This is a genomic window from Castellaniella ginsengisoli, assembly GCF_040955415.1.
GTDB classification, from domain to species: domain Bacteria; phylum Pseudomonadota; class Gammaproteobacteria; order Burkholderiales; family Burkholderiaceae_B; genus Castellaniella; species Castellaniella ginsengisoli.
The window spans coordinates 2,529,907-2,553,309 of record NZ_CP158257.1; the positions used below are offsets into that span (position 1 = coordinate 2,529,907).

Annotated in this window: 22 protein-coding genes; 15 read left to right on the plus strand and 7 right to left on the minus strand. The window is 65.2% G+C overall.

Annotated features, from left to right (window positions below; genetic code table 11):
• From ugpE to ugpB, 3 genes are read right to left on the minus strand one after another with little or no spacing between them, the layout of a single operon-like run.
• Nucleotides 1–843 carry a sn-glycerol-3-phosphate ABC transporter permease UgpE gene (ugpE, locus tag ABRZ00_RS11950; protein ID WP_368641894.1) on the minus strand — a complete coding sequence of 281 codons (843 nt, stop codon included), beginning with the start codon at nt 841–843 and terminating at the stop codon, nt 1–3.
• 50 nt (nt 844–893) lie between these two features.
• Entirely contained in the window at nt 894–1,775 is an 882-nt protein-coding gene (gene ugpA, locus ABRZ00_RS11955; protein WP_368641893.1) for a sn-glycerol-3-phosphate ABC transporter permease UgpA, read from the minus strand.
• 4 nt (nt 1,776–1,779) lie between these two features.
• A complete protein-coding gene (gene ugpB / locus ABRZ00_RS11960; protein WP_368641892.1) occupies nt 1,780–3,090 on the minus strand; it encodes a sn-glycerol-3-phosphate ABC transporter substrate-binding protein UgpB in 1,311 nt (436 codons plus the stop codon).
• A gap of 178 nt (nt 3,091–3,268) precedes the next feature.
• Here ugpB and proC point away from each other — a divergent pair, with 178 nt between their 5' ends.
• From proC to ABRZ00_RS11990, 6 genes are all read left to right on the plus strand, one after another.
• Entirely contained in the window at nt 3,269–4,102 is an 834-nt protein-coding gene (gene proC, locus ABRZ00_RS11965; RefSeq protein ID WP_368641891.1) for a pyrroline-5-carboxylate reductase, read from the plus strand.
• Between the two features lie 194 nt (nt 4,103–4,296).
• A complete protein-coding gene (locus tag ABRZ00_RS11970) occupies nt 4,297–5,415 on the plus strand; it encodes a high-affinity branched-chain amino acid ABC transporter substrate-binding protein (RefSeq protein WP_368644297.1) in 1,119 nt (372 codons plus the stop codon).
• 93 nt (nt 5,416–5,508) lie between these two features.
• The gene (gene livH / locus ABRZ00_RS11975) at nt 5,509–6,438 is read left to right on the plus strand and encodes a high-affinity branched-chain amino acid ABC transporter permease LivH (protein ID WP_368639112.1); all 930 of its coding nucleotides are present in this window, start codon (nt 5,509–5,511) and stop codon (nt 6,436–6,438) included.
• Nucleotides 6,439–7,674 (plus strand): high-affinity branched-chain amino acid ABC transporter permease LivM, encoded by a 1,236-nt coding sequence (locus tag ABRZ00_RS11980; RefSeq protein WP_368639111.1) that lies wholly within the window; start codon nt 6,439–6,441, stop codon nt 7,672–7,674.
• Nucleotides 7,671–8,435: a high-affinity branched-chain amino acid ABC transporter ATP-binding protein LivG gene (gene livG, locus ABRZ00_RS11985; RefSeq protein WP_343835110.1), complete on the plus strand. Its 765-nt coding sequence runs from the start codon at nt 7,671–7,673 to the stop codon at nt 8,433–8,435. The genes ABRZ00_RS11980 and livG overlap by 4 nt, the downstream gene beginning before the upstream one ends.
• 2 nt (nt 8,436–8,437) lie before the next feature.
• Complete coding sequence (locus ABRZ00_RS11990; RefSeq protein ID WP_368644298.1) at nt 8,438–9,139, plus strand: ABC transporter ATP-binding protein; 702 nt, start codon at nt 8,438–8,440, stop codon at nt 9,137–9,139.
• Between the two features lie 145 nt (nt 9,140–9,284).
• On the opposite strand, the gene ABRZ00_RS11995 is transcribed toward ABRZ00_RS11990, so the two are convergent.
• Complete coding sequence (locus ABRZ00_RS11995) at nt 9,285–9,893, minus strand: glutathione S-transferase family protein (protein WP_368641888.1); 609 nt, start codon at nt 9,891–9,893, stop codon at nt 9,285–9,287.
• A gap of 146 nt (nt 9,894–10,039) precedes the next feature.
• Here ABRZ00_RS11995 and ABRZ00_RS12000 point away from each other — a divergent pair, with 146 nt between their 5' ends.
• The 6 genes from ABRZ00_RS12000 (at nt 10,040) to ABRZ00_RS12025 (ending at nt 15,264) form a co-directional block, all read left to right on the plus strand.
• Nucleotides 10,040–11,020, plus strand: coding sequence for a D-2-hydroxyacid dehydrogenase (locus ABRZ00_RS12000; protein WP_368641887.1), 981 nt, complete (start codon nt 10,040–10,042; stop codon nt 11,018–11,020).
• A gap of 7 nt (nt 11,021–11,027) precedes the next feature.
• Nucleotides 11,028–12,140, plus strand: coding sequence for a type I glyceraldehyde-3-phosphate dehydrogenase (locus ABRZ00_RS12005; RefSeq protein WP_368641886.1), 1,113 nt, complete (start codon nt 11,028–11,030; stop codon nt 12,138–12,140).
• A gap of 4 nt (nt 12,141–12,144) precedes the next feature.
• Nucleotides 12,145–13,548: a class II fumarate hydratase gene (gene fumC, locus ABRZ00_RS12010; protein WP_368641885.1), complete on the plus strand. Its 1,404-nt coding sequence runs from the start codon at nt 12,145–12,147 to the stop codon at nt 13,546–13,548.
• Nucleotides 13,549–13,688: 140 nt separating this feature from the next.
• A complete protein-coding gene (locus ABRZ00_RS12015) occupies nt 13,689–14,069 on the plus strand; it encodes a DUF488 domain-containing protein (RefSeq protein WP_368641884.1) in 381 nt (126 codons plus the stop codon).
• A gap of 80 nt (nt 14,070–14,149) precedes the next feature.
• A complete protein-coding gene (locus tag ABRZ00_RS12020) occupies nt 14,150–14,479 on the plus strand; it encodes an NfeD family protein (RefSeq protein WP_368641883.1) in 330 nt (109 codons plus the stop codon).
• Complete coding sequence (locus ABRZ00_RS12025; protein WP_368642840.1) at nt 14,479–15,264, plus strand: slipin family protein; 786 nt, start codon at nt 14,479–14,481, stop codon at nt 15,262–15,264. Before ABRZ00_RS12020 ends, ABRZ00_RS12025 begins: the two co-directional genes overlap by 1 nt.
• On the opposite strand, the gene ABRZ00_RS12030 is transcribed toward ABRZ00_RS12025, so the two are convergent.
• Entirely contained in the window at nt 15,221–15,712 is a 492-nt protein-coding gene (locus tag ABRZ00_RS12030) for a TlpA family protein disulfide reductase (RefSeq protein WP_343835118.1), read from the minus strand. The two genes, ABRZ00_RS12025 and ABRZ00_RS12030, sit on opposite strands and share 44 nt — an antisense overlap.
• Nucleotides 15,713–15,936: 224 nt before the next feature.
• On the opposite strand from ABRZ00_RS12030, the gene ABRZ00_RS12035 reads away from it, so the two are divergent.
• The 3 genes from ABRZ00_RS12035 to nadB all read left to right on the plus strand — a co-directional run bounded on the left by ABRZ00_RS12035 (nt 15,937) and on the right by nadB (nt 21,183).
• Nucleotides 15,937–16,269, plus strand: coding sequence for a c-type cytochrome (locus ABRZ00_RS12035; protein WP_343835120.1), 333 nt, complete (start codon nt 15,937–15,939; stop codon nt 16,267–16,269).
• Nucleotides 16,270–16,384: 115 nt separating this feature from the next.
• Entirely contained in the window at nt 16,385–19,249 is a 2,865-nt protein-coding gene (locus tag ABRZ00_RS12040) for an adenosylcobalamin-dependent ribonucleoside-diphosphate reductase (protein ID WP_368641882.1), read from the plus strand.
• 299 nt (nt 19,250–19,548) lie between these two features.
• Complete coding sequence (gene nadB, locus ABRZ00_RS12045; protein WP_368641881.1) at nt 19,549–21,183, plus strand: L-aspartate oxidase; 1,635 nt, start codon at nt 19,549–19,551, stop codon at nt 21,181–21,183.
• Nucleotides 21,184–21,220: 37 nt separating this feature from the next.
• On the opposite strand, the gene nadC is transcribed toward nadB, so the two are convergent.
• Entirely contained in the window at nt 21,221–22,096 is an 876-nt protein-coding gene (nadC, locus tag ABRZ00_RS12050) for a carboxylating nicotinate-nucleotide diphosphorylase (protein ID WP_343835124.1), read from the minus strand.
• Nucleotides 22,093–23,229, minus strand: a complete 1,137-nt coding sequence (nadA, locus tag ABRZ00_RS12055) for a quinolinate synthase NadA (RefSeq protein ID WP_368641880.1) — start codon at nt 23,227–23,229, stop codon at nt 22,093–22,095. Before nadA ends, nadC begins: the two co-directional genes overlap by 4 nt.
• Nucleotides 23,230–23,403: the final 174 nt, after the last annotated feature.

The window sequence follows — 23,403 nt, forward strand, 5'->3', positions numbered from 1 at the left end:
CTATTTTTCTGAGTCGACGAGGCCCTTGACGAACCATTTCTGCATCAGGATGACGACGGCCGCGGGTGGCAGCATGGCCAGCATGGCGGTGGCCATGACCAGGTTCCACTCGGTGACGCTGTCGCCCCCGGCAATCATGCGCCGAATGCCGATCACCACCGGATACATGTCTTCATGCGTGGTGATGATGAGTGGCCACAAGTATTGGTTCCAGCCATAGATGAACTGGATCACGAACAGGGCGGCGATGCTGGTGCGCGACAGCGGCAGGAGAATGTCCTTGAAGAAGCGCATGGGCCCGGCGCCATCGATGCGCGCGGCTTCGGCCAGTTCGTCGGGGACCGTCAGGAAGAACTGCCGGAAAAGAAACGTGGCGGTGGCCGAGGCGATCAGCGGCAAGGTCAGGCCGGCGTAGCTGTTGAGCATGCCCAGATCCGCGACGACCGCATAGGTGGGCGCGATTCGGACTTCCACGGGCAGCATCAAGGTCACGAAGATCATCCAGAAGCACAGCATGCGCAGAGGAAAGCGGAAATACACCACGGCAAAGGCCGACAGCATGGAAATGGCGATCTTTCCCACGGCGATCGCCAAGGCCATGAAGGTGCTGATCCACAGCATGCGGCCCACGGGCGGCGTGTTGATGGCGCCGCCGCGCAGCACGGTCCAGTAGTTGTCGAGGAAATGGGCGCCCGGAATCAGCGACATCGGCGCCTGGGCGACTTCCTGGGCCGTCTGGGTCGAGGCCACGAAGGCCACGTACAAGGGGAAGGCGATCACCGCCACGCCCAGGATCAGCGTGAGGTGCGACACGATGTCCAGCAAAGGGCGGCGTTCAACCATGGGCGCCTCCGGATGGGTCGGGAATGGGGGGCATCAGGGCAAGCGGGACACTAGTAGTTCACCTTGCGGTCGACGTAACGGAACTGCAGCGCCGTCAGGCCGATGACGATCAGCATCAGGATCACGGATTGGGCGGCGGAGGCGCCCAGATCCAGGCCCTTGAAGCCGGCGTTGTAGACCTTGTAGACGAGAATGTCGGTGGCTCGCCCGGGACCGCCCTGCGTGACGACGTCGATCACCGCAAAGGTATCGAAGAAGGCATAGATGAAGTTGATCACCAGCAGGAAGAAGGTCGTGGGCGAGAGCAGCGGAAAGACCATGGTGCAAAAACGCCGCACCGGGCCCGCGCCGTCGATGGCCGCGGCTTCGATCAGCGAGCGGGGGATGGACTGCAACCCGGCCAGGAAGAACAGGAAGTTGTAGGAAACCTGCTTCCAGATCGCGGCGAAGACGACCAGCGCCATGGCGTCGGCCCCGTCCAGGCGTGGGTTCCAATCGAAGCCAAGCTGCGTCAGGAAGACGGCCAGGATGCCGACCGAGGGCGAGAACAGAAACAACCACAACACCCCCGCGACCGCCGCCGCGACCGCATAGGGCCAGATCAACAGCGTTTTGTAAATGCCTGCGCCGCGCACCACGCGATCGGCCATGACGGCCAGCAGCAGCGAGATCGCCAGCCCGCCGAAGGCCACCAGCGCCGAAAACCAGAGTGTGGTCCGAAACGAGCTCAGGTAGTCGGCGCTGGCGAACAGCTCGGCGAAGTTGTCCAGACCGGTGAACTGCGACGACAGGCCGAAGGGATCTTCCAGCCGGAAAGACTGCCACAGGGCCTGGCCCGCCGGCCAGAAAAAGAATACCAGCGTGATGGCCAGTTGCGGCGCCAGCAGCAGCCAGGGCAGGCTGCGATGACGGAAGACGACGCGTTTTTCCATCGACCTACTTGACGCTTTTTTCGAAGCGCTCGAGCAGGGCGTTGCCTTCGGCATTCATTTTCTTGAGGCCGTCCTCGGGGCTGACCTTGCCGGCGAAGATCTGCTCCATGGTGCTGTCCTCGATGTCGCGGATTTGCGGCAGGTAGCCCAGCCGGATACCGCGTGAGTTGGCGGTGGTGGCGGCGTCAAGCTGCTTGACGGCGATTTCCGTGCCCGGGTTCTGGTCATAGAAGCCGGATTCCAGGGTGGCCTGATAGCCTGCCTTGGTGACGGGGACGTAGCCGGTGCCTTGGTGCCAGGCGGCCGCCTGCGCGGGGCTGGACAGGAACTTGAAGAATTTCACCACGCCCTTGTAGGTGGCGTCGGTCTTGCCCGCGAACACCCACAGCGAAGCGCCGCCGATGATGGAGTTCTGGGGCGCGCCCGGCGCGTCGGGATAATAGGGCAGGGTGCTGGTGCCGAAAGCAAAGCCGCCGGTCTTGAGGATGGAGGCGCGCATGCCGCTGGAGCCCGTGTACATGCCGCACTTGCCGGAGGTAAACAAGGCATTGCCCGCATCGCCGCGGCCGCCGTAGGTAAAGGTACCGGCCTTGGCCATGTCGGCCAGAAAGCTCAGGTGCTTGCGGAACAGGGGGCTGTCGAGCTGCAGGCGGGCGTCCAGCCCGCCGAAGCCATTGTCCAGGCTGGCGTAGGGCGTGTTGTGCCAGGCGGCAAAATTTTCCAGCAGCACCCAGGACGGCCAGGCGGAGGAATAACCGCACTCCATCCCGGCCGCGCGCAGTTTTCCGGCGGCGGCGGCGACCTCGGGCCAGGTCTTGGGCGGGGCCTCGGGGTCGAGGCCGGCCCGCTTGAAGGCATCCTTGTTGTAGTACAGAACCGGCGTGGAGCTGTTGAAGGGCATGGACACCAGCTTGCCTTCGGGAGACGAATAATAGCCGGCAACGGCGCCCAGAAAAGCGCTCGGGTCGATCGGATCGCCGACGGCTTCGGACAGCGCCTGAACGGGCTTGACGGCACCCTTGGCATACATCATGGTGGCGGTGCCGACCTCGAAGACCTGGAGAATATCGGGGGCATTGCCCGCGCGGAAGGCGGCGATCCCGGCGTTCATGGATTCGCCGTAGCTGCCCTTGTAGACGGCATGCACCACGTAGTCGGACTGGCTGGCGTTGAAATCCCGGGCGATCTGGCCGACACGCTCACCCAGGGGGCCTTCCATGGAGTGCCAGAACGTGATGTCGGTGGCCGCCTGGGCCAGGCCCGCGCTGCTCAGAAGGGCGGCCAGGGCCGTTGTGCGGAACAAGGAAAAAGCCATGAGGGGTCTCCTGTCGTTGTGCCTCCCGAACCAGCCCGGGCGGCGGCTGGAGGGAATTGTAGGAACCCATTGTGATAGCCTCATGACGGCTTTGGCAACCGGTGTTTCCCTGCGTTTTGACTCGGCGGTCCGCCTGGCGCTTCTCATGGCGCCCCCCTTGTCCGTACAATGCCGGATCATGAAAACCGAACTTTCTCTCGCGCTCATCGGGGGCGGCAACATGGCCAACGCCCTGGCCAGCGGCCTGATCGGGCGGCGCTGCGCGGCCGCCGACGTCCATGTGATCGATCCGGGCGAAGCCGTCCGCGAGCGATGGGCCGGGCAAGGCACCACCACGGCGGCGGCGCCCGACGCGCGTCTGGCCGAATGCCGTGTCTGGTTCTTTGCCGTCAAGCCTCAAATCATGGCCGAGGTCGTGCGCCAGTGCCGTCCCTGGCTGCGCCCCGATACGCTGGTCATCAGCATCGCCGCCGGCATTCCCGGCGAGGCGATCGCACGCTGGCTGGGCACCGATGCCGTGCCCTATGCCCGGATCGTGCGCTGCATGCCCAACACGCCCGCGCTGATCGCCAGCGGCATGACCGGCATGGCGGCGCTGGAGGGCGTGGACGAGGCCGACCGCGCCCTGGCCGAAGAACTGCTGCGCGCCGTGGGCGAGGTCATCTGGGTGCGCGACGATGCCGATATCGATGCCGTCACGGCCGTTTCCGGCAGTGGTCCAGCCTATGTCTTCCTGTTTCTCGAAGCCTTGATCGCCGCCGGGATCGAGCAAGGGCTGACGCCGGAGCAGGCGCGCCGGCTGGCGCTGGGCACCTTTCACGGCGCCACCCAGTTGGCAAGCCTTTCGCCGGATTCCCCCTCGGTCCTGCGCGAGCGGGTGACTTCCAAGGGCGGCACCACGGCGGCCGCGCTGGCGGTCTTTCAGGAACGCGGCCTGACAGACATCATGCGCCAGGCAGTCGCGGCCGCCGCCCGCAGGGCGGGCGAACTGGCGCGCGAGTTTTCTTCTTGATCCGGCCCCATTTACTGGAAAACGTACAGAAACGTTCCGTCATAAGGGATTAACCGTAGTGACACCCCCAGGGGTCAACCCTCAGAATACGCCTGCCGCTCAGGGCGGAAGCAAAACCAAGGCTTGGCGCCCCTGGCTTCAATCCCGACCGGGTATTTGAAATTGCCATCGGCGCCTCTACCGGAGACTATCGAATGAAGTTCAAATTGCGCATCACCCCCTGCATCCTCGCGTTCGGAGCGCTGGCTCTGGCTGCCGGTGCCCATGCCGAGACCCTCAAGATCGGCATTCCGCAGCCGATGACCGGCCCCAACACGCAGTATGGCGATCAGATCCAGGCGGGCGCGCTGACGGCCATCGACGCCATGAACGAAGCCGGCGGCATCAAAGGTATGAAGATCGAGCCGCTGCTGATCGACGATGGCTGCGAGCCCAAGCAGGCTGTGCCGGCCGCCAACCGCGTGATCAATTCCGGCGCCAAGTTCGCCGTAGCCCACGCATGCTCCGGCACCACGGTTCCCGCGGTCAACGTCTACGAGCAGGAAGGCATCGTCGCCATTACCCCGGGCGCCACGTCCCCGCTGGTGACCGACACCATCAAGCCGCACTTCTTTTTCCGCACCATCGGCCGCGACGACCAGCAAGGTCCGTTTGCCGCCGACTACATCGCCAAGCAGCTCAAGCCGCAGAAGGTCGCTATCTTGCACGACAAGCAGACCTACGGTTCGGGCGTGGCCACCCAGGTCCAGAAGGCCCTCGAAACGGCGGGTGTGAACATCGCCATGTTTGAAGGCATCAACGTCGGCGACAGCGACTACTCCGCCGTGATCTCCAAGCTCAAGGCGCTGGGCCCCGATTTGATCTATTTCGGCGGCTATCACCCCGAACTGGGCCTGTTGCTGCGCCAGGCGCGCGAGCAAGGACTGGAAACCCAGTTCATGGGCCCCGAGGGCGTGGCCAACAAGGATCTCGCCGCCATCGCCGGCCCGGCCGTCGACAACCTGCTGGTGACGCTGCCCGCCGACTTCACCAAGCGCAAGGGCAACGAGCAGATTCTGGAGCAGTTCAAGAAATACCAGCGCAGCCCCGACGGCGCCTTCACGATGACGGCCTATGCCGCCATGCAAGTGCTGGCCAGCAGCATCAACGCGGTGGGCACGGATCCGGCCAAGGTTGCCGACTACATGCACGCCAACAGCTTTGATACCGCCATCGGCAAGGTGGACTACGACGCGAAGGGCGACCTCAAGCACTTCGAGTTCGCGGTCTTCCGTTGGGATGCCAATGGCAACATGACCCAGATCCAGCCCTGACGGGCTCGGCCGGCCCCGGTGCAATCCGGGGCCGCTGCGGTTCTCCCGGGCGCCCGCCGCCCGGCCGTTTTCTCGTCTCATTCCCCCGACATTATGTCCGAACTGCTTCCTCTATTGACGCAACAGCTGTTCAACGGCTTGTCGCTGGGCGCCATCTACGCCCTGATCGCCATCGGCTACACCATGGTCTACGGCATCATCGGCATGATCAATTTCGCTCATGGTGAAATTTATATGATCGGCGCCTACGTGGGCCTGGTCACGCTCTCGGCCATCGGCGTAGGCAGCGGCCTGCCCTTGCCCCTGATGGTGCTGATCATGCTGATCATGGCCGTACTGGTGACGGCGGTCTATGGCTTCGCCGTCGAAAAGATCGCCTACGCGCCGTTGCGCAACAGCCCCCGTCTGGTGCCGCTGATTTCCGCGATCGGGATGTCGATCTTTCTGCAGAACTGGGTGGCCACCGGGCAGGGCGCCCGCGATATGGCCGTGCCGGCGCTGATCAACGGATCGGTCAATTTCACGCTGGGTTCCAGCGACTTCACCGTGACCGCGCCGTATTCCCGCATCCTGATCATCGTGGTGACGGTGTTGATGATGATCGGCCTGACGCTGTTCATCAAATACTCGCGCACCGGCCAGGCCTCGCGCGCCTGCTCCCAGGATCTGCGCATGGCCAATCTGCTGGGCATCGACACCAGCAGGATCATCTCCATCACTTTCGTCATCGGCGCCATGCTGGCCGCCGTCGGCGGGGTGCTGATCGCCTTGGCCATCGGCAAGCTGAATCCCTTCATCGGCTTCATCGCCGGCATCAAGGCCTTCACCGCCGCAGTGCTCGGCGGCATCGGCAGCATCCCCGGCGCCATGCTGGGCGGCGTGCTGCTGGGGCTGGCCGAAACCTTCGCCGCCGCCTTCATCTCCTCGCAGTACAAGGACATCGTCGCCTTCCTGCTGCTGGTCCTCATCCTGCTGTTCCGTCCCACGGGGCTGTTGGGCAAACCCGAGGTGGAAAAAGTCTAAATGAATCAGAATCTCAAGAATGCAGCGATTGCCTCGCTGCTGGCGGGGGTGATCATTGCCCCCGTCTATGGCCTGCAGATCCTGCGCAGGGGTCAGGAAACCTATCTGCAACCCGAATGGAAAATGATCATCGGCGGCATGCTGGCCGTGTTCATCTTCCAGATCCTGCACGCCTGGCTGCGCGAGCGCAGGGCCGGCAAGCCCGCCTCGGCCTCCCGCTTCAAGCTGCCCGTCATCACCGACCGCTTCCGTAATCGCGCGATTCTGGTGCTGGTCATGTTCGCGCTGGTCTGGCCGTTCTTCACCGGCCGCGCCCAGGTGGACATTGCCACGCTGGTGCTGATCTACGTGATGCTGGGCCTGGGCCTGAACATCGTGGTGGGCTTCGCCGGCCTGCTGGACCTGGGCTTCGTCGGCTTCTACGCCACGGGGGCCTACACCTACGCCTTGCTGTATCACTGGGCGGGTTGGGGCTTCTGGGAAGCGCTGCCGCTGGCCGGCGTGGTCTCGGCCTTCTTCGGCTTCATCCTCGGATTCCCGGTGCTGCGGCTGCGGGGCGACTATCTGGCGATCGTGACGCTGGGCTTCGGCGAGATCATTCGCCTGCTGCTCATCAACCTGACCAGCTTCACGGGCGGGCCGGACGGCATCTCGGGCATTCCCAAGCCTTCCTTCTTCGGCTACCAGATGACGCGGCGCTCGCTGGACGGCACGCCCACGTTTCACGAGTTGATGGGCTGGACTTTCGACAGCCAGGACGTGGTCATCTACCTGTACCTGATGGCGCTGGTGCTGGTGCTGTTCACCCTGTACTTCACCAGCCGACTCATCCGCATGCCGATCGGCCGCGCCTGGGAGGCGCTGCGCGAGGATGAAATCGCCTGCCGCTCGCTGGGCCTGAATCCGCGCAACATCAAATTGTCGGCATTCACCATGGGCGCCATGTTCGCCGGCTTCGGCGGGGCGTTCTTCGCCGCGCGCCAGGGGCTGGTCAACCCGGAATCCTTCACCTTCATCGAATCAGCGTTGATCCTGGCCATCGTCGTGCTGGGCGGCATGGGTTCCCAGCTGGGGGTCATTCTGGCCGCCGTGCTGTTGACCGTCGTGCCCGAGATCGCCCGTGAGTTCGCCGAATACCGCATGCTGATCTTCGGCCTGGTCATGGTCATCATGATGGTCTGGCGCCCGCAGGGCCTGCTCCCGATGAAACGTCCGCAAGTGGAATTGGAATCATGAGTGAAACATTGCTGAAGGTCAGCGGACTGACCATGCGCTTCGGCGGCCTGCTGGCCGTCGACCAGGTCGAATTCGACGTGCGTCGCGACGAGGTCTTCGCCATCATCGGCCCCAACGGCGCGGGCAAGACCACCGTCTTCAACTGCGTGGGCGGCTTCTACAAGCCCACCACGGGCGACATCCTGATGGATGGCAAGGCCATCACGGGCCAGCCCAGCCACAAGGTCGCCCGCCACGGCCTGGTGCGCACGTTTCAGAACGTACGCCTGTTCAAGAACCTGACCGTGCTTGAAAACCTGATGGTGGCGCAGCACACCCGGATGGAAACCGGTCTGCTGCAGGGCTTGTTCAAGCTGCCTTCGTTCCGGCATTCCGAGACCGAGGCCAAAAAGAACGCAGTCCAATGGCTGGATTTCATGGGCATCCGCCAGTATGCCAACCGGGAGGCCGGCAACCTGGCCTACGGTCACCAGCGGCGCCTGGAAATTGCCCGCTGCATGATCACCCAGCCGCGCCTGCTGATGCTCGATGAGCCGGCGGCGGGCTTGAATCCCCAGGAAAAACGCGACTTGCAGGCGTTGATCGATCAGTTGCGGCGCGAGTTCGGCGTGGCCGTGTTGCTGATCGAGCACGATATGAGCCTGGTGATGGGCGTGTCCGACCGCATTCTGGTCATGGAGCACGGCAAACCCATCATCACCGGCCTGCCCGACGAAGTCCGCGCGGATCCCCGCGTCATCAAAGCCTATCTGGGGGAATAACCGTGCTCAAGCTCGAAAAAGTCAGCACATTCTACGGGGCCATCCAGGCTCTGAACGAAGTGTCCGTGGAAGTCAATCAGGGGGAAATCGTCACGCTGATCGGCGCCAACGGCGCCGGCAAGACGACACTGCTCATGTCGGTGTGCGGCAATCCGCGCGCCAGCTCGGGCAAGATCACTTTCCTGGACGAGGAAATCACCCAGGCGCCCACGCATCTCATCATGCAGCGCGGGATCGCCATCTCTCCCGAAGGCCGGCGCGTGTTTCCGGACCTGACGGTGGCGGAAAACCTCAACATGGGGGCGTTCTTCCTGAACCGCACCGAAACCGAGGAGGGCATGAAGCACGTCTTCGGTCTGTTTCCGCGCCTGCGCGAACGCGCCAACCAGCGCGCCGGCACCATGTCCGGCGGCGAGCAGCAGATGCTCGCCATCGGCCGGGCGCTGATGACGCGTCCCAAGCTGCTGCTGCTGGACGAGCCGACCCTGGGCCTGGCGCCGCTCATCATCGCGCAGATCTTCGATATCATCCGGACCATCCGCGAAGAAGGCGTGACGGTGTTCCTGGTCGAGCAGAACGCCAACAAGGCCCTGCAGGTGGCCGATCGCGGCTATGTCCTGGAAAACGGCAAGGTGGTGCTGGCCGACACCGGCGTCAATCTCCTCAGCAACGACGAGGTCCGCAAAGCCTATCTCGGCGCCTGAGACTTGCGTGGTTTCGTGCCGAATGGCAGACGGCCCCGCCTGAAAGGCGGGGCCGTCTGTTTTTGCGGCGTGTCCTCCCACCTCGCGGCCTGCATGCCGCTCGGATTGGCCTGTACTCAGGACAGCCCGCAGGGGCTGTCCTGAGTCAGGCCAATCCCTGTGCCTTGAGGGCGGCTTGGACGCCGGCGTCGGCGTTCAGGCGCGCCTGGAATTTGCCCAGTTCGTCCAATCCGTCCAGCGGGATTTTTTTCATGCCTGCCCAGAGCAGCAGCACGAACAGGTAGGCGTCGGCCACCGAGCGCTTCCCGGTCAGCCACTCGCGGCCGCGCAGGCGGTCATTGACGATGGCGAACAGGCTGCGCAGCTTTTCGGCCGCCTTGCCGGCCACGATCTTGCCCAGGGCCGCATCGTCGCCGGTGTAGTAGTTGCCGAAAATCAAGGTGAAAGTCTTGTGCATGTCCGAATTGCACAGGCTTAGCCAACGGCGGGTTTCCGCGCGCTCGCGCGGCGTGTCGCCCAGCAGACCGGCCTCGGGGTTCAGTTCGGCCAGATAGTTCAGGATGGCGGAGCTCTGGGTCAGGACGAAATCATCGTCCACCAGCGTGGGAACGGCGCCCGCTGGATTGAGCGCCAGATACTCGGCTTCCTTGGTTTGCGCGAAGGTCAGGCGGACGGTTTCGTAGGGTTTGCCGATCCATTCGAGGACGATGTGGGAAACCAGGGGGCAGGCGCCGGGAAAATAGTAGAGTTTCATGATGCTCCGGAGGGAAGGGGAGGATTGACCCACTTTTATACCATTGCGGGCGCGCATGGCCCGGATCGGGCCGCCGGGCGAGGCTGTGCTGGCCGCGCATGGGGTAGACTATCTGGTTGACGCTGTCTTTCAATGAGGCCTGTGCCATGAATCCCCTGCGCATCGTTTTCCTGGACCGGGACTCTCTGCCCGCGGCAGCGGAATTCACCGGTCCGCAGGCGCCGCACGAGCTGGTGGCGCATCCCCGCACGGCGCCCGAACAGGTCGCCGAGCGCATCCGCGATGCGGACATCGTCATCGTCAACAAGGTTCCGCTGGCGGCCGATGCCATCGCCCAGGCGCAGCGCCTGCGCATGATCGCAATCACGGCGACCGGCACCGACAACGTCGATCTGGAGGCCTGCGACCGGCGCGGCATCATCGTATCCAATGTGCGCGACTACGCCGTGCATGCCGTGCCCGAGCATACTTTTGCCCTGATGCTGGCGCTTCGCCGCAGCCTGCTGGCCTACCGCCAGTCGGTGCGCGACGGCCGTTGGCAGGCCAGCGGCCAGTTCTGCTATTTTGATTTTCCCGTGCGCGACCTGGCCGGATCGACCCTGGGCATCATCGGCCGGGGCGCCCTGGGCGAAGCCGTGGCCGAGCTTGCCCGGGCCTTCGGCATGAAGGTGCAGTTCGCCGCCCGGCGGGACACCGGCGAACCCACCCACGACTACACCGATTTCAACCACGTCCTGCGCACCAGCGACGTGCTCAGCCTGCATTGCCCGCTCAACGCCCAGACGCGGGGCATGATCGGCGCCGCCGAATTCGCCCTGATGGAACGCAAGCCGCTGCTCATCAACACCGCCCGCGGAGGGCTGGTGGACGAGTACGCGCTGGAACACGCGCTGCGCTCCGGCCAGATCAGCGGCGCGGGCTTCGACGTGGCCTCCCAGGAACCACCGGCGGCCAACCACCCTTTGATGCGCCTGCTGGATATGCCTAACTTCATCCTGACCCCGCACATGGCCTGGAGCAGCGAGGCCGCCATCCGTTCGATGATCCTGCAGGTATGCGACAACATCGACGCCTTCCTGCGGGACGATCCCCGCAATGTCGTCGCCGGTTTCCGCGCCGTGCGCTGATTTCCAGATGCCCGCCATGCCCGCCGACCGCTCCGATTGCGCCGTCTCCCGCCCTTTGCGCGTTGCCATCAACGGCTATGGCCGGATTGGCCGCTGCGTGCTGCGCGCCTTGATGGAATCCCGCCACCGCCACAACGTGCGCGTGGTGGCGATCAATGAGCCGGCCGATCTGGATTCCATGGCGTATCTGACCCGCTACGATTCGACCCACGGGATCTTTCCGGGTGAGGTCGGCGTGATCGACGGCGGGCTGGAAATCGCAGGGCAGGCGATCCAGGTGTTCCATGCGCGCGAACCGGCCGATGGCCCCTGGCGCCGGCTGGCGTTCGACCTGCTGCTGGAGTGCTCCGGGGCTTTTTCCACGCGCGACAGCCTGCACGCCTTTCTGGATGCCGGCTGTCCCCGGGTGCTGGTCTCGCATCCCGGCAAAAGCGCGGCGGATGTGGACTGCACCATCGTCCATGGCATCAACGACGCCGATCTGCAGGCCGGCCAGCGCATTGCGTCGGCGGCCTCGTGCACGACCAACGCAGCCGTGCCGGTCCTGGATCTGCTTGAGCGCCGCCTGGGCGTCGACAGCGCTTTCCTGACGACGCTGCATTCCGTGATGAACGACCAGCCGATGATCGACGGCTATCACCACGCCGATCTGCGCCGTACCCGTTCGGCCATGCAATCCATCGTGCCGGTGGCGACGGGGCTGGCCCAGGGCATCGAGCGCCTGCTGCCCGGACTGGCCGGCCGCATCCAGGCCAAGGCGGTGCGGGTGCCCATCCTCAACGTGTCGGCCATCGATCTGGCCGTGAACCTGCGCCGGGACACCTCTCTTGAAGCGCTGAACGCGATTTTCCTCGAGGCGGCCCGGGCCCGTCCCGACCTGATCGCCTGCACCAGCCAGCCGCACGCCTCGATCGACTTCAATCACGACCCGCATTCCGTCGTCGTCGATCTCGGCCAGACCCGGGTCAACCAGGGTCGTTTCGCCAATCTGCTGATCTGGTTCGACAACGAATGGGGCTTCGCCAACCGGATGCTCGACGTGGCGCGCATCTGGGCGGATCTTTTCCTGGTGCCGGCCGCGCCGGCGCCTGAAATTTTTTCTTCTTCCATTGGAGTTTGACATCATGGCCGAAAGCCGGACCGAAACCGATTCCATGGGCGCCATCGAGGTGCCCACCGCGCATTATTGGGGCGCGCAGACGCAGCGCTCCATCCAGAACTTTCCCATCGGCGTGACCCGGTTTCGCTGGCAGCCCCCCGTCATCCGCGCCCTGGGCGTGCTGAAAAAGGCAGCCGCCCAGGCCAATGCCGAACTCGGCGAACTGCCTGCAGAGATCGGCAACCTGATCGTGCGTGCGGCCGACGAGGTCATCGAGGGCAAGCTCGACGGCGAATTCCCGCTGGTGGTCTTCCAGACCGGCTCGGGCACCCAGTCGAACATGAACGCCAACGAGGTCATCTCCAACCGCGCCATCGAACTGGCCGGAGGGCAGGTGGGCTCCAAGGCCCCGGTGCACCCCAACGACCACGTCAATCGCGGTCAATCATCCAACGACACCTTCCCGACGGCCATGCACATTGCCGTGGCGGAAGAACTGTCGCGTCATTTCTTCCCGTCCGTCGGCCGCCTGCGCGCCACGCTGGACGCCAAGGCCAAGGCCTACCAGAACATCGTCAAGACCGGCCGCACCCACTTGCAGGACGCCACGCCGATCACCCTGGGCCAGGAAATCAGCGCCTGGGTGGCGCAACTCGATTTCGCGCTGGACGCCGTGCAGGCGGCGCTGCCGGGCATCTACGATCTGGCCATCGGCGGGACGGCCGTCGGCACCGGTCTGAACGCCCATCCGCGTTTCGGCGAACTGGCCGCCGCGCGGATTGCCGACATCACCGGCCTGCCGTTCCGCAGCGCAGAGAACAAGTTCTTCGCCCTGTCGGCCCATGATGCGCTGGTGAACCTGTCGGCGGCGCTGCGCACGCTGGCCGGGGCACTCATGAAGATCGCCAACGACGTGCGCTGGCTGGCCAGCGGCCCGCGCTGCGGCATCGGCGAGCTGCTGATCCCGGAAAACGAGCCTGGCTCGTCCATCATGCCGGGCAAGGTCAACCCCACTCAGTGCGAAGCCATCACCATGGTGTGCGCCCAGGTCTACGGCAACGACGCCGCCGTGGCCTTCGCCGGCTCGCAAGGCAATTTCCAGTTGAATGTCTACAAGCCCGTCATGGTGCACAACGTTCTGGAAAGCATCGGCCTGCTGGCTGACGCCTGCCTGTCCTTCGACGAGCACTGCGCCGCGGGCATCGAGCCCAATCTGCCGCGCATCGAGGAAAACCTGAACAAGAACCTCATGCTGGTGACGGCGCTGAACCGCCACATCGGCTACGACAAGGCGGCTGCGATCGCCAAGAAGGCCCACAAAGAACACAGCACTTTGCGCGAGGCCGCGCTGGCGCTGGGCTTTCTGACCGATGCGCAGTACGATGAATGGATCGTTCCCCTGGACATGACGCATCCCAGCAAGGCATGAGGCCGGTCGGCGCCGGCGGCCCCCCGCGGGCTATCCGGCGCCGGTCGGGTCCAGGCCGCCCGCAGGCGGCGAGGTGGACAAACCCGCAACAGACGGTCCGAAGCCATGGATGCCGGCCCCGGGCCCGCAAGGCAGTCATCATGAAATCGCCCGTACAGATCAAGCGCGTCTACGAGGCCCCGGCCGATACCGATGGCCTGCGCGTATTCATCGACCGTCTCTGGCCGCGCGGCCTCTCCAAGGCTGCGTTCCAATACGATCTCTGGTGCAAGGACCTGGCGCCCAGTCCGGCGTTGCGCACCTGGTTCGGCCACAAGCCCGAACACTGGGATGGTTTTCGCCGCGACTACGCCGCCGAACTGCGGGATGAACAGGTTCAGGCCCGCATGGGCGAGGTCTTCGAGGCGGCCCGGGGCCGACGCATTACGCTGGTATTCGGCGCCAAAGATGCGGAACACAATCACGCCTTGATCCTGGCCGACGCCATGAACGATTACGCCAAACGCCACCGCATTGCCTGAACACACGCCCGGCGCGGACGCGCCGGTCACGCGGGGGCCGCGCCCGGTCCCGATGCCGTCTCTTTATTCCGGGAAGGAACATGTTGCTGCTCTACTTTGGTTCGGAATCGGTCTGGGCGCTGTCGCTGCTGGGGCTGATCCTGGCGCTGGCCGCGATCATCGCCATCCAGGCGCATCGCGGGCGGGTCCGGGGCGGCAATGAAGAGCTGCCGGGCATGACCGGCGAAGTCACCCAGGAATCCGATGCGCGGGGCAGGGCGCGCGCGCTGGTGCGCGGCGAAATCTGGCAGGTGTACGCGGATACCCCCTTGAAGCTGGGCCAGTCTGTGCGAGTCCGGGCCGAACATGGCCTGATGCTGAAAGTCGAACCCGTCCCCGAGCGGGATGTTTCCCTGGGAGAACCCTCATGATGTTTCTGGAACTGGATTCGGGCCTGAGCCTGCTGGCGCTCGTTTTCCTGATATTCGTGCTGTTCAAGCTGTTTCGCATCCTGCGCGAATACGAGCGCGCCGTGATCTTCACGCTGGGCCGCTATACGAGCACCAAGGGGCCGGGGCTGATCATCGTGATCCCTTTCCTGCAGCAGGCGGTCCGCGTGGACATGCGCGTTGTCACGCTCGACATTCCCCCTCAGGATGTGATTTCCCGCGACAACGTGTCGGTGCAGGTGAATGCGGTCCTGTATTTCCGGGTGATCGATCCCGGCAAGGCCATCATCCAGGTCGAGCGCTACCTGGAGGCGACCAGCCAACTGGCGCAGACGACGCTGCGGGCGGTACTGGGCAAGCATGAACTGGACGAGATGCTCGCCGAGCGCGAAAAGTTGAACCTGGACATCCAGACCATCCTCGATGCCCAGACCGACGGCTGGGGCATCAAAGTCACCAACGTCGAAATCAAGGACATCGGCCTGAACGAGACCATGGTGCGCGCCATGGCGCGTCAGGCCGAGGCCGAACGCGACCGCCGCGCCAAGGTCATCCATGCCGAAGGCGAGCGTCAGGCGGCGCAAGCGCTGGCCGATGCGGCCAATACCTTGGCCCAGGAGCCGTCCGCCATGCAGTTGCGCTACCTGGAAACGTTGGCCCAGGTGGCGGGCGACAAGTCCTCGACCCTGGTGTTTCCGATCCCCATCGACCTGTTGGCCGGATTCATGGGGCCATCGAGTCCGCTTCGGCCAAAAGCTGACCAATGACGGCGCCCGTCCGCAGGTCGTCCAGCCGGCCGAAGTGATGCAGCCGGACGCCGCCTTTGGCATCCAGGATCACCAGCGACGGCGTGCCCTGAAGGCCCCAGGCCTGCATGGTCAGTGGGATCGGATTGCCCGATGGCGCAGGCCGGTCGATGCCGACGGGAAAGCGGATCCGGTTCTCGTGCAGGAACGCCCGCAGCGAGATCTCGCCCATGGCCGCGTGATGCTCGAAGACCGTGTGTAGGCCGATCACCTGGACGCGCCCCGGCGGAAAAGACTCGTGGATCGCCTTGGCCTGGGGCAGACCGTGGGACACGCAGCCCGGACACAACATCTGGAAGGCATGCACGACCACGACGGATCCGCGCAACGACTCCAGGGTAGGCGGTTCATCGGACAGATTCAGCCAGGTTTCGACGTCCCAGGGGGGAGGCACCGCGCCGTTGATCATGTTGCTGCTCCGCACAGAGATGGATCCATCCCATGATAGGCCGGGCGGGCGGCGGGGAAAAGACGCCGGACCCGGAAAACCTATAAACCGTAGTGGTAATCTTCCACCCGCCTGCCACCCGTGGTGTAATGAAATGATTTCGCCGCCGCTTGCCTGCAGCGGTCTGATTCGGGCGCTCGTGGGGCGCCCCCCTGGTCACTTCCCTGTTTGACGGAGATTCACACATGAAATTGCCTGCTCTCGCCTTGAGCCTTTCCTTGCTGGCCCTGGGCCAGACCGCCCACGCCGCGCCGGATTTCGCCCAGGTCAAGGACATCCTGACCAAGAACGCCTGTCTGGCCTGCCACGCCGTCGATAAGAAGGTCATCGGCCCCGGGTACAACGAGGTTGCGGCCAAGCACAAAGGCCAGGCGGATGCCGCCGCGGTCCTGACCAAGCACATCAAGGAAGGCAGTTCCGGCGTTTACGGCCCGATCCCGATGCCGCCCAATGTCGGCATTTCCGACGCCGACATCAAGGTGGTGGTCGACTGGCTGGTGGCCGGCGCTCCGCAGTGATCGCACGGCGCCCGGGGGCTTCGCCCCCGGGCAAGCCTGCCGGGGCATTCCCGGAGACCCTGTGTGCGGCCGCCGGCCGTCGCAGGGTTTTTTCAATTTCCCCACAGGAGCCTGCATGAACCGAGTGGATGTTTTCTCGGGTCTGGAGACCCAATCGATTTCCGTCGAAGTCCTGCGCGAAAAATATGCCAAGGGCGGTGAAACCTCGATCGTCGAGATTCAGCAACGCGTAGCGCGCGCCCTGGCAGCCGTCGAAAAACCGAAGCAACGCGCCCGCTACCGCGCCCTGTTCCTGGATGCCCAGCAGCGCGGGTTCATCCCCGCCGGTCGCATCAATTCGGCCGCGGGCACCGATCTGGCCGCCACGCTCATCAATTGCTTCGTCCAGCCGGTCGGGGATTCGGTCTCCGCTCCGGTGGATGGCCGGCCCGGCATCTACGACGCCTTGCAAAAAGCCGCCGAGACCATGCGGCGAGGCGGCGGGGTGGGGTACAACTTCAGCCACATCCGGCCGGCCGGGGCGCTGGTCAAGGGCACGGCTTCGAAGGCATCCGGCCCGGTCTCCTACATGCGCGTGTTCGACCGCTCCTGCGAGACTGTCGAATCCGCCGGGTCCCGGCGCGGCGCGCAGATGGGTGTGCTGGACGTCGGCCACCCCGATATCGAAGCGTTCATCGAAGCCAAGCAGACTGCCGGCGAACTGACCAATTTCAACGTGTCGGTCAGCGTCACCGACGCCTTCATGCGCGCCGTCGAGCACGATACGGCATTTCCCCTGACCCATGCGGCGGAGCCCGGCGACGACCTCAAGGCGGCCGGCGCGCACCAGCGCGAGGACGGCCTGTGGGTCTACCGGGAAATCCGCGCCCGCGACCTGTGGGACCGGATCATGCAGTCCACCTACGACTACGCCGAACCCGGCGTGTTGTTCCATGACCGGATCAACGCAGAGAACAATCTGCACTACCTGGAAACCCTGGACGCCACCAACCCTTGCGGAGAACAGCCGCTGCCGGGCTACGGTTGCTGCTGCCTGGGCTCCATCGACCTGACGCGTTTCGTGCGCCATCCGTTTGGCTTGCAGGGCGAGCCTTCCGTCGATTGGGCAGGATTGGCCGACGTCGTGGCGGTGGCCGTGCGCATGCTGGACAACGTGCTGGATGCCACTGTCTGGCCCCTGCCGGAGCAGGCGGCCGAAGCCGCCCACAAGCGCCGTGTCGGGCTTGGCGTCACCGGGCTGGGCGACGCCCTGGTGATGCTCAGGCTGGCCTATGACAGCGAACCCGCGCGCGAGATGGCGGCCCGTTTTGCCCGCGAGGTCGCCCATGCCGCCTACCGGGCCTCGGTGGAGCTGGCCCGCGAACGCGGCCCGTTTCCGGGCTTTCAGGCCGAAGCCTACCTGGACAGCGGTTTTGCCCGGCGCCTGCCCGAAGACATCCGCGCTGCCATTGCGGCGCACGGCATCCGCAACAGCCACCTCACCTCGATCGCGCCCACGGGCACGATCTCGCTGGCCTTTGCCGACAACGCGTCCAATGGCATCGAGCCGCCGTTTTCCTGGACTTATACGCGCACCAAGCGCATGGCCGACGGCGGCAAGCAGGACTACGTGGTCGAAGACCATGCCTACCGCCTTTACCGCCTGATGGGCGGCGACGTATCCGGCGAACTGCCGCCGTATTTCCGGACGGCGCTGGAGATCTCTGCGCGCGATCACGCCTTGATGGTCGCCGCCGTCAAAGACCACGTGGATGCCGCAATCTCCAAGACCGTGAACGTGGCCGCCGATTATCCCTACGAGGACTTCAAGGACCTGTACATGCAGGCCTGGAAGCTTGGCCTCAAAGGCATCACGACTTACCGCCCCAGCGGCAAGCGCGCCGCCGTACTGTCCGTCGCGCCCGCCGCCGAGCACCCCGCTCAGCCCGAAGCCATTTCCTTGTCCGAAGCCGATCGCCGCCTCGTGCTCAAGCGCGTCATCGAGCCCGTCCTCAACAGCCTGCGCTGGCCCAACCGCCCCCGGCTGCCGCGCGGGGCCTCCTGCTGGGCCTCGGACGCCATCGAGTCCCCGGAAGGCAGTTTCGTGGTGTTCGTGTCCGACCTGCAGAACCGGCCCTTCGAGGTCTGGGTCAACGGGGCCCGGCCGCCGCGCGGCCTGGGCTCGGTGGCCAAGATGCTCAGCCTGGACATGTACACGGACGATTTCCCCTGGCTCAGCCGCAAGCTCGAGGTCTTGGCCGGCACCAACGGCGGCACGGCTTTCCAGGTTCTGGATCCGGAAACAGGCGAACCCGTCTGGGTTCCTTCGACGGTGGCCGCCCTGGCGCGGCTGGTGGCGTTCCGCCACCGCACCCTGGGCATCGATCGCTCGGCCAAATCCAAATCGGCCATGATGGAGGCGCTGATCGCGCCGCGCGAGCCCAAGACGGGCCCGGACGGCACGATGGGCTGGATCTGCGACGTCCTCAACCCGGTGACGGGCGACGATTTCGTGCTCATGGTCAAAGAACTGCGCATGCCCGACGGCTCCACCCGGCCGTACTCCGTGTGGGGCGCGGGCAAGTTCCCGCGCGCCTTCGAAGGCCTGTTCAAACTCTTGAGCCTGGACATGCGCATCGTCGATCCGGCCTGGATCGCCATGAAACTGCGCAAGCTGATGAAGTATGCGGAACCCCAGGGGGATTTCCTCGCCCGGGTGCCTGGCACGGACAAGTCCAGTTCCTTCCCCTCGACGGAAGCCTACATCGCCCGCCTGCTGATCCATCGCTACACGATGCTCGGCATTCTCGACGAGCAGGGAGAGCCCGTCGAGCAGATGGGCGTCGTCCAGGCCGAAGCCGCGGTCGACGCGGCGCCCGCGGCCCGCCAGGCGCCGCCCGCCCACGGGACGGAATGCCCGGAATGCCATCTGCACAGCGTCATCAAGAAAGACGGCTGCCAGTTCTGCACCCACTGCGGCTACACAGGAGCATGTGGATGAGACAGGACACCGGACAGTCCCTGCGGACTGTCCGGTGCCTGTCGAATCCGAGCGGCATGCAAGCCGCGAGGTGGAGAGATGCCACACAAACAGTCCCTGCGCGGACTGTCCGGTGCCTGTCGAATCCGAGCGGCATGCAGGCCGCGAGGTGGAGAGATGCCACACAAACAGTCCCTGCGGACTGTCCGGTGCCTGTCGAATCCGAGCGGCATGCAGGCCGCGAGGTGGCGCAATCGGATATAGAATGGTTCCCCCGGCCCGGGGAGACCGGGGATGCAACCATCCAAACTAGAAGTGTCATGAATCACCAATACGATGTCCTGATCATCGGCAGCGGCCTGGCCGGTCTGACGGTGGCGCTGCACCTGGCAGCCGACAAAAAAGTCGCCGTCCTGTCGAAGAAAGCCTTGCTGGACGGCTCCAGCAACTGGGCGCAGGGCGGCATCGCCGCCGTGCTGGATTCCCAGGACAGCCATGACGAACACATCGCCGATACCCTGGTGGCGGGCGCCGGGCTGTGCGACTCCGACGCCACACGCCACATCGTCGAGCAAGGCCGCTCGGCCATCGACTGGCTGATCGAGCTTGGCGTGCCCTTCACGCCGGACCAGGGCGCCGAGCTGGGTTTCCACCTGACCCGCGAGGGCGGTCACAGCCAGCGGCGCATCATTCATGCCGCCGACGCGACCGGCCACTTGGTCCAGCAGACGCTGGAGCAACAGGTCCGCGCCCATCACAACATCACTTTGCTGGAATACCATTCCGGGGTCGAACTCATCACCAGCCGCATCCTGGCCGGCCAGGGGACGCCGGCCGCCAGCCAGCCCGCCCGTTGCCTGGGTGCTTACGTCTACGACGAACACGCCGACCGGGTCCACACCATCCTGGCCGCCCGCGTCGTGCTGGCCACGGGCGGCGCCGGCAAGGTCTATCTGCACACCAGCAACCCGGACACCTCCACCGGCGACGGCATCGCCATGGCCTGGCGGGCCGGCTGCCGCGTGGCCAACATGGAATTCATGCAGTTTCACCCGACCTGCATGTTTCACCCGCAAGCCAAGTCGTTCCTGATTTCCGAGGCTGTGCGCGGGGAGGGCGGGGTGCTGCGCCTGCCGGCCTCGGCCGGCGCGCAGGCGGGCGAACGCTTCATGCAGTGGCATGACGAGCGGCTGGAACTGGCGCCGCGCGACGTGGTGGCCCGCGCCATCGATTTCGAGATCAAGAAGCGCGGCCTGACCCATGTGGATCTGGATATCAGCCACCGTCCGGCCGAGTTCGTGCGCGAGCATTTTCCGACGATCCACGCCCGCTGCCTGGAGTTCGGCATCGACATGACGCGCGAGCCGATCCCGGTGGTGCCGGCGATGCATTTCACGTGCGGCGGCGTGGTGGTCGACATGAACGGCCGCACCGATATTCCCGGCCTCTACGCGGTGGGGGAAACCGCCTACACCGGCTTGCATGGGGCCAACCGCCTGGCCAGCAATTCCTTGCTGGAGTGCCTGGTGATCGGCCGCAATGCCGCCCATGACATCGATGCCTTGCCGCCGGCCGATCCCTTGCCGGGCCAGGTGCCTGAATGGGACGACAGCCGCGCCCGGGACAGCTCGGAGGCGGTGCTGGTCACGCATGCCTGGGACGAGGTGCGCCGCCTGATGTCCAATTACGTCGGGATCGTGCGCACGCAAAAGCGCCTGGGCCGCGCGCACCAGCGCATCAGCCTGCTGGAGCAGGAAATCGAGGCCTATTATCAGGAACACCGGGTCACCAGCGACTTGCTGGAGTGCCGCAACCTGATCCAGGTCGCGGCGCTGGTGGTCGCCGCAGCGTTATCCCGCAAAGAAAGCCGCGGCTTGCATTATTGCCAGGATTTCCCGTGGACGCTGCCCCGGGCTTTGCCCACGGTGATGACGCCGGAAGAGGGTTTTCGCTGAGGTGCGGCGCAGCCGGCGGGTTGCGCCGGCGGATGGGTCAGAGGACCCGCAGAGAATAATCGACGGCCTGGATGTCTTTGGTCAGGCTGCCGATGGAAATCCGGTCCACGCCCGTCTGGGCGATGGCGCGCACGGTTTCGTGGCGGATGCCGCCCGAAGCCTCCAGCAGTGCGCGGCCCGCATTCAGCGCCACGGCGGCCGCCAGATCGTCCAGGCTGAAGTTGTCCAGCAGCACGGAAACAGCACCGGCTTCGAGCGCCTGGCGCAGTTCGTCCAGGGACTCGACTTCGATCTGGATCGGCACACCGCCCGAGACCGTCTGCGCGGCCCGCAGGGCGGCAGCGATGCCGCCCGCCGCCAGGATGTGGTTTTCCTTGATCAGGATGCCGTCGTACAGGGCCAGGCGCTGATTCTTGCCGCCGCCCACGCGCACGGCGTATTTTTCGGCCAGGCGCAGGCCGGGCAGGGTCTTGCGCGTGTCGAGGATGGATGCCCGCGTGCCGGCCGTCAGGTCCACGTAGCGGCGGGTGGCCGTCGCCACGCCCGACAGCAACTGCAGGAAATTCAAGGCCGTGCGTTCGGCGGTCAAGAGCGCGCGCACTGGCCCGTGAAGGCGGCAGACCACGGAGCCGGCTTCCATCAGATCGCCTTCGGCGTAAGCCCAGTCAAGCAGAATGCGCGCATCCACCCGGTGCATCGCAGCCTCGAACCAAGGCGCGCCGCAGAGCACGGCGGGCTCGCGCACGATCACATGGGCGGCCTCGATCTGTTCGGCGGGAATCAGCAGGCCGGTGACGTCTCCCGCGCCGACATCCTCGGCCAGGGCGCGTTCGATGTTGGCGTCGAGGGACGATTGCAGCGCGGGCGAGAAGGGGGCGTGAGGATTGCGCAAAGTGGAAGAGGGGAGGCTCATGCCGGGCCGACTCCGGAAAACAGCGCCTGCTCTTGCGCCAGATCGGGGCCGGGCCGCGTATTGCGGCGGCGCGCGGCGGCGAAGTCCAGCATGCGGTCGATGCAGACCTTGGCCTGGCGGCCCAGGGCCGGGTCCAGGTGGACTTCGTTGGTGCCGAACTCCAGCGCGTCGGCCACGCCCTTGAGAGAGTTCATGGCCATCCAGGGGCAATGGGCACAGCTCTTGCAGGTGGCGGACTCGCCGGCCGTGGGCGCGGCGATGAACGTCTTGTCGGGCGCCGCCAGCCGCATTTTATGCAGCAGCCCCTGGTCGGTCGCGACGATGAAGGTCGTGGCCGGGGATTCGGTCACGGCGGCCAGCAGCCGCGAGGTCGAGCCCACGACATCGGCCTGGGACACGACGGCGGCGGGCGATTCGGGATGCACCAGCACCAGGGCGCCCGGGTGTTCCTTGCGCATCAAGTCGAGCTCGATGCCCTTGAACTCGTCGTGCACGGTGCAGGATCCTTGCCACAGCACCATGTCGGCGCCGGTCTCCCGCTGGATGTAGGAGCCCAGGTGCCGGTCAGGCGCCCAGAGGATCTTCTTGCCTTGCCGGTGCAGTTCGGACACGATGTCCAGCCCGATGGAGGAGGTTACCATCCAGTCGGCCTGAGCCTTCACGGCGGCGCTGGTATTGGCGTAGACCACCACCGTGCGGTCGGGATGCCGGGCCCGGAATGCGGCAAACGCCACCGGGTCGCAGCCCAGGTCCAGCGAACAGGTGGCGTCCAGATCGGGCATCAGGATGCGCTTTTCCGGAGAGAGGATCTTGGCCGTCTCGCCCATGAAACGGACGCCGGAGACCACCAGGGTGTCGGCCGCGTGATCCCGGCCGAAGCGCGCCATTTCCAGGGAATCCGACACACAGCCGCCGGTTTCCTCGGCCAGATCCTGGATGTCGGCATCGACATAGTAGTGCGCCACCAGAACGGCATTGCGGGAAGCCAGCAGCCGGCGGATGCGGTCTTTCTGGAATTCGCGCTCCTGAGGGGACAGCGGCGGATTCACCCGGGCCCAGGCTTCGGCAACCGTATGGGTGCCGCCAGCCATGTCCGGGCGGTCGAATTCGACGATTCGGGTACCTGAGGGCATGATGATATGGGGTCGAAGCGGAAAAAACGGGTAGAAGGCCATCATACGACAAAGCCGCCCGCATCGCCCGGGTCGGCCTTGCGCGCAAAGCGGGCATCGGCGCGGGGCGACACGCCGGTTCGGCCTTCAACCCTGCGGCACTGTCGGCAAACGCCAGTCGAAAAGGAATCCCCG

Excerpts from the sequence above, each read along its gene's own strand:
- ABRZ00_RS12000 (WP_368641887.1), top strand. The coding sequence starts at position 10,040 with ATGAATCCCCTGCGCATCGTTTTCCTGGACCGGGACTCTCTGCCCGCG.
- nadC (WP_343835124.1), bottom strand. The coding sequence starts at position 22,096 with ATGAGCCTCCCCTCTTCCACTTTGCGCAATCCTCACGCCCCCTTCTCG.
- proC (WP_368641891.1), top strand. The coding sequence starts at position 3,269 with ATGAAAACCGAACTTTCTCTCGCGCTCATCGGGGGCGGCAACATGGCC.
- livH (WP_368639112.1), top strand. The coding sequence starts at position 5,509 with ATGTCCGAACTGCTTCCTCTATTGACGCAACAGCTGTTCAACGGCTTG.
- ABRZ00_RS12025 (WP_368642840.1), top strand. The coding sequence starts at position 14,479 with ATGTTTCTGGAACTGGATTCGGGCCTGAGCCTGCTGGCGCTCGTTTTC.
- ABRZ00_RS12030 (WP_343835118.1), bottom strand. The coding sequence starts at position 15,712 with ATGATCAACGGCGCGGTGCCTCCCCCCTGGGACGTCGAAACCTGGCTG.
- ugpE (WP_368641894.1), bottom strand. The coding sequence starts at position 843 with ATGGTTGAACGCCGCCCTTTGCTGGACATCGTGTCGCACCTCACGCTG.
- ABRZ00_RS11995 (WP_368641888.1), bottom strand. The coding sequence starts at position 9,893 with ATGAAACTCTACTATTTTCCCGGCGCCTGCCCCCTGGTTTCCCACATC.
- ABRZ00_RS11970 (WP_368644297.1), top strand. The coding sequence starts at position 4,297 with ATGAAGTTCAAATTGCGCATCACCCCCTGCATCCTCGCGTTCGGAGCG.
- ABRZ00_RS12040 (WP_368641882.1), top strand. The coding sequence starts at position 16,385 with ATGAACCGAGTGGATGTTTTCTCGGGTCTGGAGACCCAATCGATTTCC.
- ABRZ00_RS11980 (WP_368639111.1), top strand. The coding sequence starts at position 6,439 with ATGAATCAGAATCTCAAGAATGCAGCGATTGCCTCGCTGCTGGCGGGG.
- ugpA (WP_368641893.1), bottom strand. The coding sequence starts at position 1,775 with ATGGAAAAACGCGTCGTCTTCCGTCATCGCAGCCTGCCCTGGCTGCTG.
- livG (WP_343835110.1), top strand. The coding sequence starts at position 7,671 with ATGAGTGAAACATTGCTGAAGGTCAGCGGACTGACCATGCGCTTCGGC.
- ABRZ00_RS12015 (WP_368641884.1), top strand. The coding sequence starts at position 13,689 with ATGAAATCGCCCGTACAGATCAAGCGCGTCTACGAGGCCCCGGCCGAT.
- ABRZ00_RS12020 (WP_368641883.1), top strand. The coding sequence starts at position 14,150 with ATGTTGCTGCTCTACTTTGGTTCGGAATCGGTCTGGGCGCTGTCGCTG.
- ugpB (WP_368641892.1), bottom strand. The coding sequence starts at position 3,090 with ATGGCTTTTTCCTTGTTCCGCACAACGGCCCTGGCCGCCCTTCTGAGC.
- fumC (WP_368641885.1), top strand. The coding sequence starts at position 12,145 with ATGGCCGAAAGCCGGACCGAAACCGATTCCATGGGCGCCATCGAGGTG.
- ABRZ00_RS12035 (WP_343835120.1), top strand. The coding sequence starts at position 15,937 with ATGAAATTGCCTGCTCTCGCCTTGAGCCTTTCCTTGCTGGCCCTGGGC.
- ABRZ00_RS12005 (WP_368641886.1), top strand. The coding sequence starts at position 11,028 with ATGCCCGCCATGCCCGCCGACCGCTCCGATTGCGCCGTCTCCCGCCCT.
- nadA (WP_368641880.1), bottom strand. The coding sequence starts at position 23,229 with ATGCCCTCAGGTACCCGAATCGTCGAATTCGACCGCCCGGACATGGCT.
- nadB (WP_368641881.1), top strand. The coding sequence starts at position 19,549 with ATGAATCACCAATACGATGTCCTGATCATCGGCAGCGGCCTGGCCGGT.